General features: G+C 64.9%; 14 protein-coding genes. 8 read left to right on the top strand and 6 right to left on the bottom strand.

Translation table 11 applies throughout. The features are described 5' to 3' along the window. Positions 1 to 28: 28 nt before the first annotated feature. The 6 genes from LFT43_RS08900 to LFT43_RS08875 all read right to left on the bottom strand — a co-directional run bounded on the left by LFT43_RS08900 (position 29) and on the right by LFT43_RS08875 (position 5,676). Positions 29 to 703, bottom strand: coding sequence for an HAD family hydrolase (locus tag LFT43_RS08900; protein WP_395802383.1), 675 nt, complete (start codon positions 701 to 703; stop codon positions 29 to 31). Between the two features lie 42 nt (positions 704 to 745). After that, positions 746 to 1,375, bottom strand: coding sequence for a bifunctional 4-hydroxy-2-oxoglutarate aldolase/2-dehydro-3-deoxy-phosphogluconate aldolase (locus LFT43_RS08895; RefSeq protein WP_395802381.1), 630 nt, complete (start codon positions 1,373 to 1,375; stop codon positions 746 to 748). 52 nt (positions 1,376 to 1,427) lie between these two features. Beyond that, positions 1,428 to 2,390 carry a sugar kinase gene (locus LFT43_RS08890; protein ID WP_395802379.1) on the bottom strand — a complete coding sequence of 321 codons (963 nt, stop codon included), beginning with the start codon at positions 2,388 to 2,390 and terminating at the stop codon, positions 1,428 to 1,430. After that, positions 2,387 to 3,295 carry a carbohydrate ABC transporter permease gene (locus LFT43_RS08885; RefSeq protein ID WP_395802377.1) on the bottom strand — a complete coding sequence of 303 codons (909 nt, stop codon included), beginning with the start codon at positions 3,293 to 3,295 and terminating at the stop codon, positions 2,387 to 2,389. Before LFT43_RS08885 ends, LFT43_RS08890 begins: the two co-directional genes overlap by 4 nt. Positions 3,296 to 3,297: 2 nt before the next feature. Beyond that, positions 3,298 to 4,302 (bottom strand): carbohydrate ABC transporter permease, encoded by a 1,005-nt coding sequence (locus LFT43_RS08880; protein WP_395802375.1) that lies wholly within the window; start codon positions 4,300 to 4,302, stop codon positions 3,298 to 3,300. Positions 4,303 to 4,377: 75 nt separating this feature from the next. Continuing rightward, the gene (locus LFT43_RS08875; RefSeq protein WP_395802373.1) at positions 4,378 to 5,676 is read right to left on the bottom strand and encodes an ABC transporter substrate-binding protein; all 1,299 of its coding nucleotides are present in this window, start codon (positions 5,674 to 5,676) and stop codon (positions 4,378 to 4,380) included. Between the two features lie 272 nt (positions 5,677 to 5,948). Here LFT43_RS08875 and LFT43_RS08870 point away from each other — a divergent pair, with 272 nt between their 5' ends. The 8 genes from LFT43_RS08870 to LFT43_RS08835 are packed head-to-tail and all read left to right on the top strand — an operon-like array spanning position 5,949 to position 17,181. Beyond that, complete coding sequence (locus LFT43_RS08870) at positions 5,949 to 6,968, top strand: LacI family DNA-binding transcriptional regulator (RefSeq protein ID WP_395802371.1); 1,020 nt, start codon at positions 5,949 to 5,951, stop codon at positions 6,966 to 6,968. Positions 6,969 to 6,976: 8 nt separating this feature from the next. Continuing rightward, positions 6,977 to 7,987, top strand: coding sequence for a Gfo/Idh/MocA family protein (locus tag LFT43_RS08865; protein WP_395802369.1), 1,011 nt, complete (start codon positions 6,977 to 6,979; stop codon positions 7,985 to 7,987). Positions 7,988 to 8,004: 17 nt separating this feature from the next. Beyond that, the gene (locus LFT43_RS08860; protein ID WP_395802367.1) at positions 8,005 to 9,639 is read left to right on the top strand and encodes an acyl CoA:acetate/3-ketoacid CoA transferase; all 1,635 of its coding nucleotides are present in this window, start codon (positions 8,005 to 8,007) and stop codon (positions 9,637 to 9,639) included. A gap of 32 nt (positions 9,640 to 9,671) precedes the next feature. Further along, on the top strand, positions 9,672 to 11,939 hold the full coding sequence (locus LFT43_RS08855) for a gluconate 2-dehydrogenase subunit 3 family protein (RefSeq protein ID WP_395802365.1): 2,268 nt from the start codon (positions 9,672 to 9,674) through the stop codon (positions 11,937 to 11,939). Next, the gene (locus LFT43_RS08850; RefSeq protein WP_395802363.1) at positions 11,936 to 12,748 is read left to right on the top strand and encodes an enoyl-CoA hydratase/isomerase family protein; all 813 of its coding nucleotides are present in this window, start codon (positions 11,936 to 11,938) and stop codon (positions 12,746 to 12,748) included. The genes LFT43_RS08855 and LFT43_RS08850 overlap by 4 nt, the downstream gene beginning before the upstream one ends. Before the next feature lie 46 nt (positions 12,749 to 12,794). Beyond that, the gene (locus LFT43_RS08845) at positions 12,795 to 14,312 is read left to right on the top strand and encodes an aldehyde dehydrogenase family protein (RefSeq protein WP_395802361.1); all 1,518 of its coding nucleotides are present in this window, start codon (positions 12,795 to 12,797) and stop codon (positions 14,310 to 14,312) included. A 29-nt stretch (positions 14,313 to 14,341) separates the two neighbouring features. Then, on the top strand, positions 14,342 to 15,556 hold the full coding sequence (locus tag LFT43_RS08840; protein ID WP_395802359.1) for a glycoside hydrolase family 88 protein: 1,215 nt from the start codon (positions 14,342 to 14,344) through the stop codon (positions 15,554 to 15,556). Between the two features lie 5 nt (positions 15,557 to 15,561). After that, on the top strand, positions 15,562 to 17,181 hold the full coding sequence (locus LFT43_RS08835; RefSeq protein WP_395802979.1) for a GMC oxidoreductase: 1,620 nt from the start codon (positions 15,562 to 15,564) through the stop codon (positions 17,179 to 17,181). The last annotated feature ends 4 nt before the right edge of the window (positions 17,182 to 17,185 follow it).

Genomic DNA, 17,185 nt, shown 5'->3' with positions numbered 1-17,185 from the left:
CCGCCTAACACTTCTGTTTGTGCCAGCCTCAGGACTCCAGTTGGATCAAGTTCTGAAGGCTTTCCACGGTGACTGTCTCCAGCGAAGGTACGAAATGCCGGCCAGGAGAAGGGTCCGGCTGGACAACTCCTGGGACGACGACAACTTGCATGCCGGCGGCTTGAGCGCTTGTTGTCCCGCTCACTGAGTCTTCCACCGCGACACAGCTTGACGGCTGGACTCCGAGGAGTTCGGCGGCCGTCAGGTACGGGGCAGGGTGCGGCTTACCCTGTTGAACTGAATCTCCGGCCACAACGGCGTGAAAGGTACCAAGGGGTGCCGACGATGCAACGCGGGCTGCGACCGGGCTGAACGCCATGGTGACCAAGGCGGAGGGGATGTGCGCTGCTGCGAGATCCGCGAGGATCCTTTCGGCGCCAGGTAGCCAAGGTATTCCTTCTTCGAGTTTCTTAACCACTAGTTCGAGGAGTCCGTTGATAATCTCCTCGACCGAAAGCGGGACACCGTGTTCCTGCAGAATCGCCGCGGAGACCGGCATCGCCTGACCAACCGTAGAGCGGGCGTCCTGGGCGGTCCATTCAAGTCCGTGCAATCTTGCTAGTTCTTGCTGAGCCGCCATCCAGTACGGCTCCGTATCGACGAGAGTGCCGTCCATATCCCAGAGAACTGCTCGGAGGTGATCCTGGTTTCCAGTATTCGTCATTGGAGGTGCCCTTCCACTGGGACCGGCTGAAAAATAGTTTCGCTAAGCTGCCGTGGAGGTGGAGGCCAGAAGGTCCCGGACCGCAGCCGCCCCTGCGTCGGAGGAGAAGTCCGAGCTCAAGCCTACGACGCTGAGGCCGGCCGACAGGTAGTCACGGGCGGTAGCGGCTTTCATGCCCCCGGTGCCTATGAAGTGGACGTCCGGGAAGGGCCCTTTCATGGCTTTGATCCATTCGGGGCCGAGCAGGGAGGCGGGGAAGGCCTTGAGCCAGGTCAATCCGAGGGCTTTGGCCCGGAGTATTTCGCTCGGGGTGGCCACGCCGGGGAGGTGCGGGAGGCCGCGGCGGATACTTTCCTGTATGACGGCTTCATCCAGGCCCGGGGACACTGTGAACGATGCGTTGGCAGATGCAGCTGCGCCCAGTTGTTCGATGCGGATGATGGTTCCGGCGCCGACGGCGACTCCTCTTTCGGCCGCTGCGCTGGCAACGGCGGCCAGGGACGGGACGGCTGCGGGCGTTTCGATGGTGACTTCAACGTGCTCGACGCCGGCGTCCCAGGCCCGTGTGGCGGACCTGACCGCTTCGGCGGGGGTCAGTCCGCGGAGCACGGCAATGACCGGGACCCTGAAGAAGGCATCAGCGAACCAATTGTCGGGGTGAGTGTGTACCAAAGTGTTCTCTTTCGGAAATTGTGCGAGCGGTTGCTGGTGGCCCGGCGGGACGTTAGGTGGCAGCTGCGTGAATGTGCTTGGGCCCGTATGTGCGGGGCTTGGTTCCGTGTCCGGGCCTGAAGTCCGCGCGGGTACCCAGGGTCCATGCTGCAAAGGAGTGGCCGAGGGCGAGCCTGTCCACCGGCGCGTCGCCACGCAGCAGCCCGGCGAGGTAGCCGGCGGCGAACGAGTCACCGGCACCGACCGGTTCGACGACGTCGACCCGGTGTGCGGGGACCCGGAAGACCTGTTCTTCCTGGCCTGCTTCGCGGATGAATTCCACGGCTTCGGTGGCCGAGTCCTTGATGACCAGGTGCCGCGGCCCGGGAAGGAGTGCCGAGACGTCGTCCGCGGTGGCGCAGCCCCACAGGGTTTCGGCTTCGTCGAGACCGACGAACACGACGGCAGCGAGGGAGGCCAATTCCAGCAGTCGCGGACCTGCGACGTCAACGCTCCACAGCGCCGGCCGGTAGTTGACGTCAAAGGACACCTTGTAACCCGTAGCGCGTGCCCCGGTGAGCAGCTGCTCGGTGAGTTCCGAGCAGCTGCTCGACAGGGCGGCGTTGATTCCGCTCGTGTGAATCCACCCCGTCTGCTCAAGGAACCACGCGCGGGCGTCCTCGGGAGACATCCTGGACGCGGCAGATCCGGCCCGGTAGTAGAGGGTGCGTGCTCCGCGGCCCAGGTCCGGGTCCTTGAAATACACCCCGGTGGGGGACGTCTGGTCCCGTATCACCCTGCTGACATCCACTCCGCGGGCGGCCAGGCCCCCGGCGATGCGGTCTCCGAACGGATCCGCTCCGAGGCGGCTGGCCCAGCCGGCGCGGTAGCCGAATTCAGCCAGGTGCGCGGCGACATTGGATTCCGCTCCCCCGAAGCCCAGCAGGCACCGTTGGGCTTCCCTGAGTGGTTCGGCTTTCGCCGGGGTGATGACAGCCATTGTCTCGCCGACGCATAGGACATCAAGTGCTGTCATTTCACGGCTCCCGCGGTGAGGCCGCTGACGAAGAACCTGCCAAGGACGAGGTAGAGCAGTACGGTGGGGGCTGCGACCAACACGGCGCCGGCCATCAGTTCGGAGTAGTTGACGGTTGTGGTGCCGATGAGGTTGTTCAACGTGACGGTGGCGGGCCAGGCGGCCGGGGAGGCCAGGATGAAGCCGAAGAGGAAGTCGTTCCAGATGTTGGTGCATTGGAAGATTCCTGCGACAACGAACCCCGGAACGGAAAGCGGGAGCATCACTCTGAAGTAGGTTTTCCAGATCCCGGCACCGTCGATGGCTGCCGCCTCGATGATGGCGCTGGGGATGCCTTCGTAGTAGTTCCGGAAGATCAGCGTGGTGATCGGGATGCCGTAGATGATGTGGACCACGATCAGGCCGACGATGCTGCCTTGGAGGTGCAGCATGTTAAGGAATTGGAAAACCGGGATGATGACGGCCTGGAACGGGATGAACATGCCCACCAAGAGGACCGTGAAAAGGGCGTTGGAGCCCTTGAATGGGAACTTGGACAGGATGTATCCGTTGATTGAACCCAGCAGGCACGAAATCAGTGCCGCGGGGATGGTGATCTGGAGTGAATTGATCAGGGATCCGTGAAGCTTCGTCCAGGCCCCTTTGAAGGCGTCCAGGCTGGGGGCATCGGGGAAGGCGAGGAAGAAGTTGGGTGCCCCGCTGCTTCCTGACAATGCCGTGGAGATGATGACATACACGGGCATGAACATCGCCAGGGTGGCGATGACGCAGATCGCAAGGACCATCCAGCCGCCGGGGGTCTTGGGGATTTTCCACGAGCGGGGCTTGCGGGCCCCCGGAGCCAGGCGCCGGCGTACGGAGTTGGTGGGACCGGGCGGGGTCGGTTGAAGGGTTTCGACGGCCATTTCTATGCCTTCCGCTCTTTCCGGTAGCCGCGGATGAGGTAGGGGACGATCACTACGAGCGTCAGCAGGAGCAGGATGATCGCCATCGCTGAGGCTTTGTCGTAGCGGCTGGTGAGGTAGTTGTAGATGTAGATGCCGGGGACGTCGGTGACGAATCCTGGGCCGGAGCCTGACATTGCTATGACGAGGTCGAAGATCTTCAACGCCACGTGAAGCAGGAGCACGAAGCAGGTGATGGTGGAGGGCCACAGCTGGGGCAGGACGATGTGGCGCAGGCGCTGCCAGGTGTTGGCACCGTCGACGCTCGCGGCCTCAAGGTGTTCCTCCGGGATGGAGGCAAGCCCGGCCAGGTACATGGCCATGGCAAAACCGACGAGCTGCCAGGCCGCGGCGAAGATGATGGGCAGCAGGGCGACAGGAATGCCGAACTGGACCTTCAGGAAATCGGTGCCCGTGGGGTCGTTCAAGGCACCGAGGATGGTCGTGTCTGTCGTCCAGCCGGGGGGATTCTGGATTCCCATGTTCCGTAGGATTTCGTTGACCCCCGTGGAGGGCGAAAAGATCCAGCGCCAGGCAACACCGGTGACGATGAAGGACAGTGCGTAGGGCAGGAGGAAGACCGTCCGGAACAGGCCTTTGCCGATGGCGACGTGATGGATGAACAGGGCTGCCACGAGTCCGCCGAGGATGGCCAGGACCAGGAAGACGATCGTGAAGATCACGACGTTGCGGATATCGGCCTGGAACCGCTGTTCCTGGACGATCTCGCCATAGGTGCCTCCGAACGGCTGACGGATGCTCAGATCCGGGCTCGTACCGATCTTCCAATTCGAAAGCGAGATATAGACGGTGATACCGATGAAGACGTAGACGAAGACGAAGCTGACCAAGAGGCTGGGCGCGAAGATCCACGCCGCTCGCCGAGACGTCTTGACGTTGTGGGGTACTTGTTTCTTGGACCGGAGCGTGGTGCGTGCCGGCGCTTGAGGTGCTGTTGAGGTTGTCATGAGTGAACTGATCCTGTCCGGGGGTGTGGCTGCGGGACCGCAGCCACACCCGTTGCGACCTGGTTGGGGTGCCGGCTACTTCAGCTGGCTCTTCTGCGCCTGCGTCATGCTGGCGGTGAAAGCAGCAACGTTGCCGCTGCCGTTGAAGGTGGAGACAGCGTCGGCATAGGTCTGCGCGAATTCAGCCGGGGCCGCTTGCGCGTGCGCCAAAGAGGAGACCACCGCCGCGGACTTGAAGCTCTTGGCGGCGGATTGCTGGTACGGCGACAGTCCGGACACGTCAGCGGTGCTCAGGGCCGGGATGGATCCCTTCTTTGCCGCGAAGGCTGTCTGGATCTTTGGATCCATCAACGTCTTCAGCCATGCCTTGGCCGCATCGGCGTGCGGGATGTTGTTGACCGGGATGGAGAAGCCGTCACCGACGTAGTCGAAGATGTCTTCTTTACCGGGGAACACCACCCATGCGAAGTCGGTCCCCGGCTTCTTGCCGGCATTGAGAAGTTCGCCGTAGGCCCAGTCCCCCATGAGGTTGACCGCGCAGGCGCCGCTGGTCATCTTCTTGGCGGCCTCGTCCCAAGTGATCGCCGAGTGGTCCTTGTTGGCCAGGGAGAGGATCGTCTTGTAGTCCTCCAGCGCCTGCTTCACTTCGGGGGCGTCGAAGGAGTACCCGTTGGTGAAGAGTTTCTTCCAGTTGTCTGCGCCCGCCCTGGACATGATGAGCGACTCCAGGAGCTCCGAGGAAGCGAAGATGTCCTTGTCGCCCAGGCACACGGGAGTGACGCCCGCTGCTTGGACCTGCTTGAGGCTGCTGATCAGCCCATCGACGCCGGCGGCCGGGTCAATCGTGACGTTGGCCTTGGCGAGCACTGAGGGATTGGTCCACAGGACATTGCCGCGGTGGACGCCGATGGGAACCGTGTAGTACTTGCCGTTGACCTGTTGAGCTTCGGCGACGTCCTTGGGCATCTGGGCAGCCCAGTTCCCCTCGGTCCACAGCGCTGTGAGATCGGCAGCCTGGCCGCCGTCGACGTAGCTCTTCAGCTGCCCCGCCGGGTGTACCTGCCATGTGTCAGGAGGGCTGCCGGCCTGGAGTCGAGCAGCCAGTGCCTGCCTGGCATTGGATCCCCCGCCACCGGAAACGGCTGCGTTGTCGACCGAAAGGCCAGGCGAAACCTTTTTCACCCCGTCGATCAACACGTTGAGCGCATCCGCCTCCGAACCGGAGGTCCACCACGACGTGATTTCCAGCTTGTTGTTGCCGCCTCCGCCGCTGGAGCCCCCGGCGGGCTCGTTGGCAGCACATCCGGTCACGGCAATGAGGCTTAGTGCCGCCGTCGCGGCCAGCGAGATCTTGAGTTTGTTGGAAGAACGCATGACTACTCTCCTTTGGGTTGTCAGACGCCGGATCAAGCCGGCTTCAGCCTGCGTTGTGGTCCAGATTACATACGATGGTAGATCGATGCAACAGTTAGCCACGGGAAACCTTGGCTTTCTCGAGCAGCGCCTTCTGCGATCACGACCCGACTCGCAACAACGGCCGATTTTAGCCTTCACATTGGCGGTAGATTTTTATTAGATCGATCTACCAAGTTCGAAGGAAACGTGATAGAAATGTTGGACAACGCACGAAAGGAGATGGAAGAACAGTGAAAAAGGTCACCCTTAACGACGTCAGTAAGGTCGCTGGAGTGTCTCGATCTACTGCGTCCTTGGTGCTGCGGGGAAGTGACCGGATTCCGGAGGCGACCTCGGACAGGGTTCGGCTTGCCATGGCCGAGCTCGGGTACGTCTATAACCGGCATGCCGCCAACATGCGCCGCAGCGAATCGATGACCCTGGGTTTGATCGTGACGGACATCCGTAACCCGTATTTCGCGGGGTTGACGATGACCATCGAGGAGGCCGCCCACGAAGCCGGCTACACGCTCCTGGTCGGCTACAGCCGGGACGATGTGGAGCGGCAATATCTTCAGCTCGAAACCATGGTCCAACAACAGGTGGACGGCATCTTCCTCTTGCCGGCCATTGGCTCGGAACTGGACCCGATGTGCGGAATCATTGACCGTTCTTCCGTCCCTGTGCTGCAGCTTGCCCGCTACTTCTGCGAAGAGCTGGACTATGTCGGCCCGGACAACATCGCAGCCGGACAGCAACTCGCCCGGCACTTATCGTCACTGGGAGTGTCGTCGGCCGTGCTGATTGGCGGCCCGGAGCAATCCTCGGCCCGGACCGAGAGGGTCAAGGGCCTGGAAACAGGATTCGCCGGAAGCGGTGTGGCCTTCGATCCCTCCTTGTCCGCAGCAACCACGAACAATGCCATGGGCGGGGCGGAAGGCGTTGCATCGGTGCTGGACCGGGGAAGCTGGCCCGACTGCATCATCGCCTACAGCGACGCCGTGGCCCTTGGAATTTATGCCGAACTGCGGCGCCGGAACCTTGAGCCCGGACGGGACGTCTGCGTGGCGAGCTTCGACGACATCGCGATGGCCGAGCTGTTGCTGCCACCGCTGACCTCCGTATCCACGTACCCGGAGCTCATCGCCCGCAAAGCCGCGCGGATGCTGCTCAACCGCATACGCGACTCCTCGCTGGAACCCCAGCGATCCCTCATCGAACCGGCGCTGAAGATCCGCGCTTCAACCGCCCAATGGCGACCCAGAACCTAGGAGAACCAATGCCAGCACTGAAATGGGGCCTCATCGGCGCCAGCGACATCGCCGCGACGCGCGTGATCGGTGCCATCCGCGCGAGCGGAGGCGACGCAGTCGGCGTTTACAGCGGATCCGCGGACCGGGCGCGGGACTTCGCGGCCAGCCACGGACTGCCCAACTTCACCACCGATCTAGACGAGCTTCTGGGCTGGGACATTGACGCCGTCTACATCTCCTCCGCCAACGACAAGCATTTCGTTCAGGCCACCAAGGCACTTCGGGCCGGAAAGCACGTCCTGGGCGAGAAGCCGCTGGCCTTGAGGGTGGACGAGGCAACCGCCATGGTGGATCTCGCAGAGCAACAGGGCCTGGTCTTGGCCGCCAACCACCACCTGCCCGGCAGCCCGCTGCACGCGAAAGTCCGCGAACTCGTGCAGGCCGGAACCATCGGCACGGTCCTCTCCGCCAAGGTGGCCCACGCGGTCCTCCTACCGGAACGGCTGCGCGGCTGGCGGCTCGGGAAGACCACTCCCGGAAGCGGGGTGATCCTTGACATCACCTGCCACGACGCCTCGGTCCTCAACCCGCTGCTCGGCACACCGGTGGCAGTCACCGCCGTCGCGGTCCAGCAAGCCGCCTGGAACAGCGGGGGCCAGGAAGACGCCGCCATGACCGTCATCCGCTACGAGCGGGACGGTGCACCCGCGGTCCTGGCGCAGACCCACGATTCATTCACGGTCGGATATGCCGGGACCTCCCTTGAAGTCCACGGCACTGAGGGCACCCTGCAGGTCATTGACGCGATGACGCAGGACACCAAAGGACAGGTAGTACTGACCAACGCGGCCGGTGTCCAAACGGTCGACGTCGACTGCTCCGAGGATCTCTACGTCATCGGCCTGCGCGCCTTCACCGCAGCCGTCGAGGGAACCGGCACCCCGACAGCGACCGGCCGGGACGGGCTCATGGCCCTCAAAGTCGCCCTTGCAGCCCAGGAATCCGCACACTCCGGACGCACCGTCCACATCAACTAACACCCAGAAAGAACACCATGCAGAAGGTACAGATCCTCACCGCCCGCGAAGCTGCGGAGCTCATCAACGACGACGACGTCATCACCGTCAGTTCCTCAAGCGCCCTCGGATGCCCGGACAGCGTCCTGGCCGGGATCGGTCAACGGTTCGAGGAAACCTCCCATCCGGTCAACCTGACGTCCGTGCACCCCATCGCCGCGGGCGACATGTACGGGGTCAAAGGCATCGACCACATCGCCCGCCCCGGTCTGCTGCGCAAGGTCATTGCCGGGTCCTACCCCTCGGGCCCCTCCAGCGCGGAGCCGCCCTTGATCTGGCAGATGATCGAGCGCGAGGAAGTGGAGGCCTACAACTTCCCCTCGGGCGTCATCTACCAGATGCACCGCACCGCGGCGGCGAAGCAACCCGGCGTCTTCACCCAGGTCGGGCTGGACACCTTCATCGACCCGCGCCTCCAGGGTGGCCGCATGAACAACACCACCCCGGCTGCGCACGTCGAGACCGCCACACTGACCGGGCAGGAATGGCTGTTCTTCCCCTCAGTCATACCCGACGTCGCCATCATCCGCGCGACCACCGCGGATGAATACGGCAACCTGACCTTCGAGGACGAAGGATCCCCGCTTGGCGCCCTCGACCTCGCCTACGCCGCGCACAACAACGGGGGAATCGTCATCGCCCAGGTCAAGCGCCTTGCCGAGGCAGGGAGCCTGCACCCGCAGCATGTAAAAGTTCCCGGCATCCTCGTTGACGCGATCGTGATCGCCGAAGACCAGCTCCAGACCACCCTGACCGCGAACGACCCCGCGATCTCCGGCCAACTGCGCAGGCCCTTGAGTTCGCTCCCCCGCGTCGCCTTCTCGATCGAGAAGATCACGGCACGCCGCGCCGCCCAGGAGCTCAAGGCCGGCGAGATCGTCAACCTCGGCTTCGGCGTCTCGGCACTGGTTCCCCACGTCCTCGTCGAAGAAGGCCAGGGACGGGAGGTCAGCTGGGTCATCGAACAGGGCGCCGTGGGCGGCATCCCCCTGCTGGACTTCGCGTTCGGATGCGCCCAGAACCCTGACGCGATCATGCCCAGCATCGACCAGTTCACCCTTCTTCAGGGCGGCGGTTTCCACCGCTCTTTGCTGTCCTTCCTGGAGATCGACCGGCTCGGCAATGTCAACGTCCATCACCTGCCCACAAAACGCCACGTCACCGCGGGTGTCGGCGGCTTCGCCGATATCACCTCCTCGGCTCCGGAGATCATCTTCATGGGCGCCTTCACCGCCGGACGCCGCGACATCGTGGCCGGCGGGAGCGGCCTGGACATCCGCGCGGACGGCCCGTTCACCAAGCTGGTCAACGACGTATCGGCGGTCACGTTCTCGGGCCCCCGGGCCCTGGCTCGCGGCCAGAAGGTCAAATACATCACCGAACGCGCAGTACTGGAGCTCACCGGCAAGGGACTGGTCGTCACGGAAATAGCCCCTGGCGTCGACCTCCAAAAGGACGTCCTGGACCGCAGCGAGTTCCCGCTGATCGTCTCCGACCAACTGCGGACCATGGACCTCGCCCTCTTCACCGACGCCCCGGTCGGCCTCCACCTCCCCCCGCTGCCGCTGCACGAGCGGATCGAACAGCGTACCCCTTCACTGGCCGCGCACTGACGCACGGCCGATACGCCCGAAAGGACCTTGACATGAGAAGCCACCGCATCCTGACGCCCTACGAAGCCGAACTCGCCGACGCATTGTTCGAGGCGATGTTCCCCTCCGACGGCGACAGCCCCGACGTCCGCGAAGCAGGTGTCACCGACTACCTCGACCTGACGCTGGAAGGCTACGGACGGAAGGACCTGCCCCGGTACCAATGGCTCTTCGGTGCCTTGGACCGCTACGCGGAGGACAAGCACGGCCGGAACTTCGCCGCGCTCACCCTGGACGAACGCACCGACGTGCTGGTCTTGCTCGAACAGGGCGAATTGAGTGACCAGCTTCCTGCGAAGGAACAGCAGGATCTCTTGGGCCTGGCCGTCGCCCACCTGCAGGAAGGCCTTTTTGCCGATCCTGCCCACGGCGGGAACAAGGACGGCGTCGGCTGGAAATTCCTCAAGCATCCCGGGGTGTGGCTGGAAAATTCCGCCGAGGAAAACCTCAGCACCGAGCACGTCACCAAGGGCGGGGTCATCAAGACCCTCGCGGACGCGATGCAGGAGATCCCCCGCGACACTGAAGGACACCGGCTCAAGCAGCTTGGCTACGAGAGTGCCGTCAACCCGCAGATGACCGAGGAAGTGGACGTCCTCCTCATCGGCGTCGGCGCCATGGGCGGCCTCAGCGCCCAGGTCTTCGCGGAGGCCGGTCTGAGCGTGGTGGGCCTCGAGGCGGGCCCGTTCCGTCCCCTCGACGAATTCCTCCCCGACGAGCTGGAGCACGCTTACTACACACGCGGCGGCCTGGGCCCCAAGTTCCAGCAGGAAACTCCCCGCTGGCGCGAAACCGACAAAGAGGAGGACAGCCGCGAGGCCACCTTCTCCCTGGGCCGGATGGTCAACGGCGTCGGCGGTTCCGCAGGACATTATGGTTCCTGGCTGCGCCGCTTCCACCCCTGGCAGTTCGCTCCCAAGAGCCACTACGACGGCCTCTATGGACCGGACGCGCTGCCCGAGGACTGCACCCTGGCCGACTGGCCTGTCAGTTACGAAGACCTGGAGCCCTTCTACACGAAGCTCGAGCACCTGATCGGCATCGCCGGCGACGAATCCAACCCGTTCGTCAAGCGCAGCAAGCCCCTGCCGCTGCCGCCGACCCGCCCGTTCATCCTGGGCAACAAGTTCAGCGAGACCACCAAGGCCGCCGGACTGCACCCGCACCCCGTCCCCGTCGGGTTCACCACGGAGTCTTACGGCGGCCGGGCTGCCACCGGCTACAGCGCCTGGAACAACGGCCTCGGCTCCTTCCGCGGCGACCGCTGGCACCCGGGCCTGGGTCCCGTGCCTGCTGCCATCGCCACCGGCAACTTCGAACTGCGTACCCACGCCCGGGTCACCCGCATCATCATGGACGAGTCCGGGGCTGCCCGCGGCGTCGAGTGGGTTGATCCGCTCGGACGGGTCCGGCTCCAGTGCGCCCGGGCCGTCATCCTCTCTGCCTACACCTACGAGAACCTGCGCCTGATGTACCTCTCGGCAGACTCCCGGCACGAAAACGGCCTGGGCAACAACAGCGGCCAACTGGGATTGCACTACATGACCAAGATGTTCGGCCACGTGGACGCGCTCTTCCCCGGGACCGAATTCAACCGGCACACCGGCCCGGCGGCGCAGGGTGTCGTCCTTGACGACTACCTCTCCTCGGAATTCAGGTCCCTGGACCACGGCTTCATCGGCGGCGCCACCCTCGGCGCCGAACAGCAGGCCCTGCCCCTGCAGATCGCCCGCGAGACCCTTCCCGAGGACGTCCCCCGCTGGGGTACCTCCTACCGTGACCATCTGAAACTGTGGTCCCAGCAGGGGGTCATCCGCATCCAACCCGATGCCCTGCCCTACGCGTCCCACAAACTGGAAATCGACCCGCGGCACCGGGACTCCTCCGGACTGGGCATGCCGCTGGTCCGGGTGACCTACAGGCTGCGCGAAAACGAACGCCGGCTGGCCTCCTGGATGGCAGACCGTGCCACCGGGCTGCTGAAAGACATGGGTGCCACCAAGACGTGGCAGGGCCCGTACTTCACCGGGGTCGGCTCAAGCCACGACCTCGGCGGTGCACGCTTCGGACACGACCCCAAGGCAACCGTCCTCGACCAGCATCTTGCGGTCCACGACACCCCCAACCTGTACATGTACTCCGGTGCGGCGTTCCCCAGCTGCCCGGGCATCAACCCCACCCTGACCATCTGGGCCATCGTCATGCGTGCCGCAGAACACTTGGCCGGCGAGCTCGGCGGCCAGCGAAAGGAACAGCCATGAGCACGGAAACGGCGCCCGTCACCAAGGAAGTGACCGAACAGGTCACCGTGGAGTACTCCGCCGACGGGCACACTGCCACGATCCTGATCGACCGTTCCGCGAAACTCAACGCCCTCACCCTGGGGCTGCTGGAAGATCTCGCCGCGGCAACCCGCGAAGTCGCCGCCTCCGCGGCCCGGCTCGTCATCGTGCGCACAGGCGGCCAGAAGGTCTTCTGCGTGGGCGCGGACATCAACCACTTCGCCGGCCTCTCCGCCGCCGGCATGTGGCGAGACTGGATCGCCACCGGCCACCGCGCCTTCGATGCCCTCGCCGGACTCCGCCAGCCCAGCATCGCAGTCGTCGACGGCCTCGCCTTCGGCGGCGGGCTGGAGCTCGCCCTGGCCTGCGACTTCCGCGTTATCGCCGCCGAGGCACGCATCGCCCTGCCAGAGACCGGCCTCGGCACCGTCCCCGGTTGGGGCGGAACTGAACGCGCCACGGAACTGGTGGGCCGGGCACGGGCCAAGGAACTCGTCCTCACCCGGAGGCAACTCTCGGGCGACGAAGCTGTCGGCTGGGGCCTGGCCACCGCCGTCGCGCCCCAAGCGGAGCTTGAAGAGGCCGTCGCAAAGCTCAGCGATGACTTGCTGGCCGGGGGACCCCTGGCCGTGCAGCTGGGCAAGCAACTCATCGACGCCGCCGCCGACGGTGCTCCGTCCCGGGTACTCGAAGCCCTGGCCGGCGGCCTCGCCGCCGCCACCGACGACCTGGCCGAGGGCGTTGCAGCCTTCCGGGAAAAGCGCGCCGCGCACTTCACCGACAACTGACCCACCATCAGCCGGACCCACACAACATTTTCTAAGGACACCCGAAATGGAAACCAGGAACTACACGCTCGACGACGTCGAGCCCACCTACCGGCCGATGATCATTGACGGCGAAGACGTCCAGGCCCGCAGCGGCGAGACCTTCACCCGGCTGAGCCCGGCACACGAGGTCGAGGTGACATCCTTCCCCCAAGGCGGGAAGGACGACGTCGACCGTGCCGTTGCCGCCGCACGCAGGGCCCTGGAGGGCGGCTGGCGGAAGTCCAGCGGATCCCAGCGCTCCAAACTACTGCTGAAAGTCGCCGATCTTGTCCGCCGGGATGCCGAAGAACTGGCCCTGGCCGAAACCCTCGAAACCGGCAAGCCCATCACCCAGTCCCGCAACGAAGTCGCCGGCACCGCAGAGTTGTGGGAATACGCCGCCAGCCTGGCCCGCAACACCCAAGGCGACGCCCACAACGCCCTGGGGCCCGACACCCTGGCGCTCGTGGTCCACGAACCGATCGGCGTCGTCGGCATGATCACGCCGTGGAACTTCCCGCTGCTGATCATCAGCCAGAAGCTCCCGTTCGCCCTCGCCGCCGGAAACACCGCCGTCATCAAGCCGAGCGAAAGCACCTCCGCCACGACCGTGATGCTGGGCGGCCTCATCCGCGAGGCCGGCTTCCCCGCAGGCGTCGTCAACATCGTCACCGGCGACCGCGTAGTCGGCTCCGCCATCGCCGAACACCCCGGGGTCGACATGGTCAGCTTCACGGGCTCAACGGGTGTCGGCAAGAGCATCGCCGCCACGGCCGGCCGGGACCTGAAGAAGGTCGAACTCGAACTCGGCGGCAAGAACCCGCAGATCATCACGGCCAACGCCGACTTCACCGCCGCGGTGGACGCCGGCGTGTTCGGCGGCTATTTCAACGTGGGACAGTGCTGCAACTCCGGCAGCCGCCTGATCGTGCACCGTTCCATCGCCGACGAGTTCGCCGCCGCCGTCGTCGAACGCGCACAACACATGCGGGTCGGCGATCCGCTCAAGTCCGACACCCTGGTGGGTTCCCTCGTCAACGACGCGCAGCTCGCCGTCGTCGAACGCTACGTGGCCGAAGGCCGCGAAGCCGGCGCCCACCTGCTCACCGGTGGCGGCCGGCTCGACACCGGCCTGGAGGGCCGCTTCTACCAGCCCACCGTCTTCACGGACGTCACGGCGCAAATGTCCATCGCCACCGATGAGATCTTCGGGCCCGTCCTCTCCGTGCTGCCGTACGACACGCTCGAGGAAGCGATCAGCATCGCGAACTCCACCTCGTTCGGGCTGTCCGCCGGGATCTGGAGCAACGACATCAATGAGGCCCTCACGGCCGCCCGCGACCTGCGGGCCGGCACCGTCTGGGTCAACCGCTGGATGGACGGCTACCCCGAAGTACCGTTCGGCGGCTACGGCCAGAGCGGTATCGGGCGCGAACTCGGCCGCCAGGCCCTGGCCGAATTCAGCGAACTCAAGACCATCCAGCTGCAGGTCGGCACCCGCGAAACCCGCTGGGTCGACGCGCCCGACGCACCCCGCGCCTGACCCCCCAGAACCCTCCAAAGGAAACGAACATGACCGCCACCACAACCACCGCACCGTCGTACGCATCCGCTGTGCTGCCCGCCGTCCTGCCTCTCACCCTTCCGACAGGCTACGAAGTCCCGGCGGGCTTCGCCGAAGCCGCGTCCAAAGCCTGGAAGACCGCTTCAGCAAAACTGGCCGCACTCATCACCACGCACCCTGACCGTTTCCCCCTCTACACCGAAGAAGGCAAATGGGTCGTCGATGGTGAAGCCTGGACGAACTGGTGCGAAGGCTTCGTCGGTGGCCAGCTCTGGATGCTCTCCCGCCGTGCCGGCTCAGCCGAGCAGGCACGCTTCCGCAGCGCCGCCGAGCACTACTCGGAACTCATCGAGGAACGGAAGAGCGACGACACGGTCCACGACCTCGGCTTCCTCTTCTGGTCCACCTACCGTCGCTGGTTCGAAGCCACGGGAGACACCACCAAGCGCGACGTCGTCGTCGAGGCGGGCCGCACCACCGCGAGCCGCTACCGCGAATCCGGAAAGTACATGCCCAGCTTCCGGCAGCCGGACAGCCTGTTCATCGACATCATGATGAACATCCACATGGCCCTCTACGCAGCGCAGCAGACCGGCGACCAGGACATGGCCCGCAAAGCAGTGGACCACTGCCTCACCACCCGGCGCTTCCTCATGCGCGGCGACGGTTCCGCCTCCCACGAAGGAATGTTCGACCTCGAGACCGGCGCGTTCCTGAAGCAGACCACCCAACAGGGCTACTCCGACGACGGCTCCTGGGCACGCGGGCAGGCCTGGGCCCTCTACGGTTTTGGCACCGTATACCGCTTCACCGGAGACCGCCGCTTCCTGGAAACCGCCATCGCCGCCGCCGACTTCTACATCGAAAAGACCGGCGACCGTCTCGTGCCGCCCAACGACTGGGAAGAACCCAACCCCGTCCGCCCCTACGAGACCTCCGCAGCGGCCGCGGCGGCAGGCGGTTTCTGGCAGCTCGCAGGCCTCGTCCAGGACCGCACCAAAGCCAGAATCTATGCCGACTACGCAGTGAACATCCTGCAACGCCTGAGCGAGAACGACTTCCTGGCCAGTCCGGACGAGGACTGGGAAGGCGTGCTCAAGCACGGCAGCTACCACGAGGGCAAGGACCTGGGCGTCGACGAATCCGTCATGTGGGGTGACTACTGGTTCCTGGACACCGTCGACCAGATCCAGCAGTTCCACGAGGCACAGGGGAGCCGGTGACCACGATGTCCTGGGAAACCATTGACGAGGCACCTCGTCCGGGAACGCCGTTGGAACCGGCGTCCGCGGACGAGGTGGTCCGTACCGGCATCGCCATTATCGGATCCGGCATGGGCGGCGGCACCATGGCCTACGCCCTGAAGGACTCCGGTGCCAAGGTCCTGCTGATCGAACGCGGCCACCGCCTGCCGGCCGAACCGGAAAACTCCGACCTGGACGAGGTCTATCTCAAGGGCCGCTACAAGAACGCCAACACCTGGTTCAATGGCCGCACCGGCGAATCCTTCAAACCCGGCGTCTACTACTGGGTAGGAGGCAACACGAAGGTCTACGGCGCCTGCCTGCCCAGGTTCCGGGCCAGCGACTTCGAGGCAACCCAGCACGCAGATGGGGTGTCCCCGGCCTGGCCTTTCAGCTACGCGGACCTTGAACCCTATTACACCCGGGCCGAAAGGCTCTTCAAGGTCCGGGGCCAGATCGGCGAGGACCCCACCGAGCCCCCGCACTCCGAGGCCTACCCCTACCCCGCGCTGGACCACGAACCCGAAATCCAGGGCCTGGCGGATTCGCTGCGGAGCCAGGGGCTCCACCCCTTCAGGATGGCCAACGGGCTCGACGCCGACACCCCGGAGATGCGGGCTTTGTGCGCCACGAGCGACGGCGCGCCCAATGAAGCGGGACTGAAGTCCGACGCCGAGAAGGTCGCCATCAACCCCGCACTCGAGGCCGGCAACACCACGCTGATGACCGACACCGAAGTCATCCGTCTCATCCCGGGAACGGACGGCCGGACCATCGTCGCCGCCCTGGCCAAGCGCGATGACCGGATCATCCGTATCGAAGCCGATAAGTTCGTCCTCGCCGCCGGTGCAGTGAACTCCGCCGCCCTGCTGCTGCGCTCAGCCACCAAGGAACACCCCCTCGGCCTGGCCAACTCCTCAGGGCTGGTCGGACGGAACTACATGGTGCACAACAGCACGTTCTTCATCGGCATCAACCCGTCCAAAATCAACCGGACCCTCTGGCAGAAAACCCTCGGGCTCAACGACTGGTACGAAGCCGGCCCCACCAACCGGTATCCACTGGGAAACCTGCAGATGCTCGGGAAGCTGCGGGCCAGCATGCTCAAGATGGCCCGAGCGTGGGCGCCCACTCCGATCCTGAAGGCGATCTCGGACCGCAGCATCGACATCTACCTCACCACCGAAGACTTGCCCCGGCGAAGCAACGGAGTCAGCGTCGTCAACGGCAAGATCCACGTCTGGTGGGAACCAAACAACCTTGAGCCGCATGCAGAATTGGTGCGGCGTGTCAGCAGGGCCGTCCGCAAAGCCGGGTACCCGGTGATCTTCACCGAACGCATGGGCATCGAGACCAACTCCCACCAATGCGGCACAGCCGTCGCCGGCCATGATCCCCGCGCGAGCGTCCTCAACCCGGACTGCCGGACCCACGACCTGGACAACCTCTGGATCGTCGACAGCTCCTTCTTCCCCTCTTCCGCTGCGTTGAACCCCGCCCTGACCATCGCCGCCAATGCGCTCCGTGTCGCGGCCCGCATCCTGGGCGAGAACAAGCAAGAAGAGGCACCTTCAGCAGCAACGTCTCCAACCCCCAACAGATAGGTAC

Origin of the sequence: Arthrobacter sp. FW306-04-A (genome assembly GCF_044358315.1) — a bacterium.
GTDB lineage: Bacteria > Actinomycetota > Actinomycetes > Actinomycetales > Micrococcaceae > Arthrobacter.
This window is presented reverse-complemented; position numbering and strand designations above follow the sequence as displayed.

Excerpts from the sequence above, each read along its gene's own strand:
- LFT43_RS08845 (WP_395802361.1), top strand. The coding sequence starts at position 12,795 with ATGGAAACCAGGAACTACACGCTCGACGACGTCGAGCCCACCTACCGG.
- LFT43_RS08865 (WP_395802369.1), top strand. The coding sequence starts at position 6,977 with ATGCCAGCACTGAAATGGGGCCTCATCGGCGCCAGCGACATCGCCGCG.
- LFT43_RS08885 (WP_395802377.1), bottom strand. The coding sequence starts at position 3,295 with ATGGCCGTCGAAACCCTTCAACCGACCCCGCCCGGTCCCACCAACTCC.
- LFT43_RS08860 (WP_395802367.1), top strand. The coding sequence starts at position 8,005 with ATGCAGAAGGTACAGATCCTCACCGCCCGCGAAGCTGCGGAGCTCATC.
- LFT43_RS08880 (WP_395802375.1), bottom strand. The coding sequence starts at position 4,302 with ATGACAACCTCAACAGCACCTCAAGCGCCGGCACGCACCACGCTCCGG.
- LFT43_RS08875 (WP_395802373.1), bottom strand. The coding sequence starts at position 5,676 with ATGCGTTCTTCCAACAAACTCAAGATCTCGCTGGCCGCGACGGCGGCA.
- LFT43_RS08890 (WP_395802379.1), bottom strand. The coding sequence starts at position 2,390 with ATGACAGCACTTGATGTCCTATGCGTCGGCGAGACAATGGCTGTCATC.
- LFT43_RS08850 (WP_395802363.1), top strand. The coding sequence starts at position 11,936 with ATGAGCACGGAAACGGCGCCCGTCACCAAGGAAGTGACCGAACAGGTC.
- LFT43_RS08835 (WP_395802979.1), top strand. The coding sequence starts at position 15,562 with ATGTCCTGGGAAACCATTGACGAGGCACCTCGTCCGGGAACGCCGTTG.
- LFT43_RS08855 (WP_395802365.1), top strand. The coding sequence starts at position 9,672 with ATGAGAAGCCACCGCATCCTGACGCCCTACGAAGCCGAACTCGCCGAC.
- LFT43_RS08900 (WP_395802383.1), bottom strand. The coding sequence starts at position 703 with ATGACGAATACTGGAAACCAGGATCACCTCCGAGCAGTTCTCTGGGAT.
- LFT43_RS08840 (WP_395802359.1), top strand. The coding sequence starts at position 14,342 with ATGACCGCCACCACAACCACCGCACCGTCGTACGCATCCGCTGTGCTG.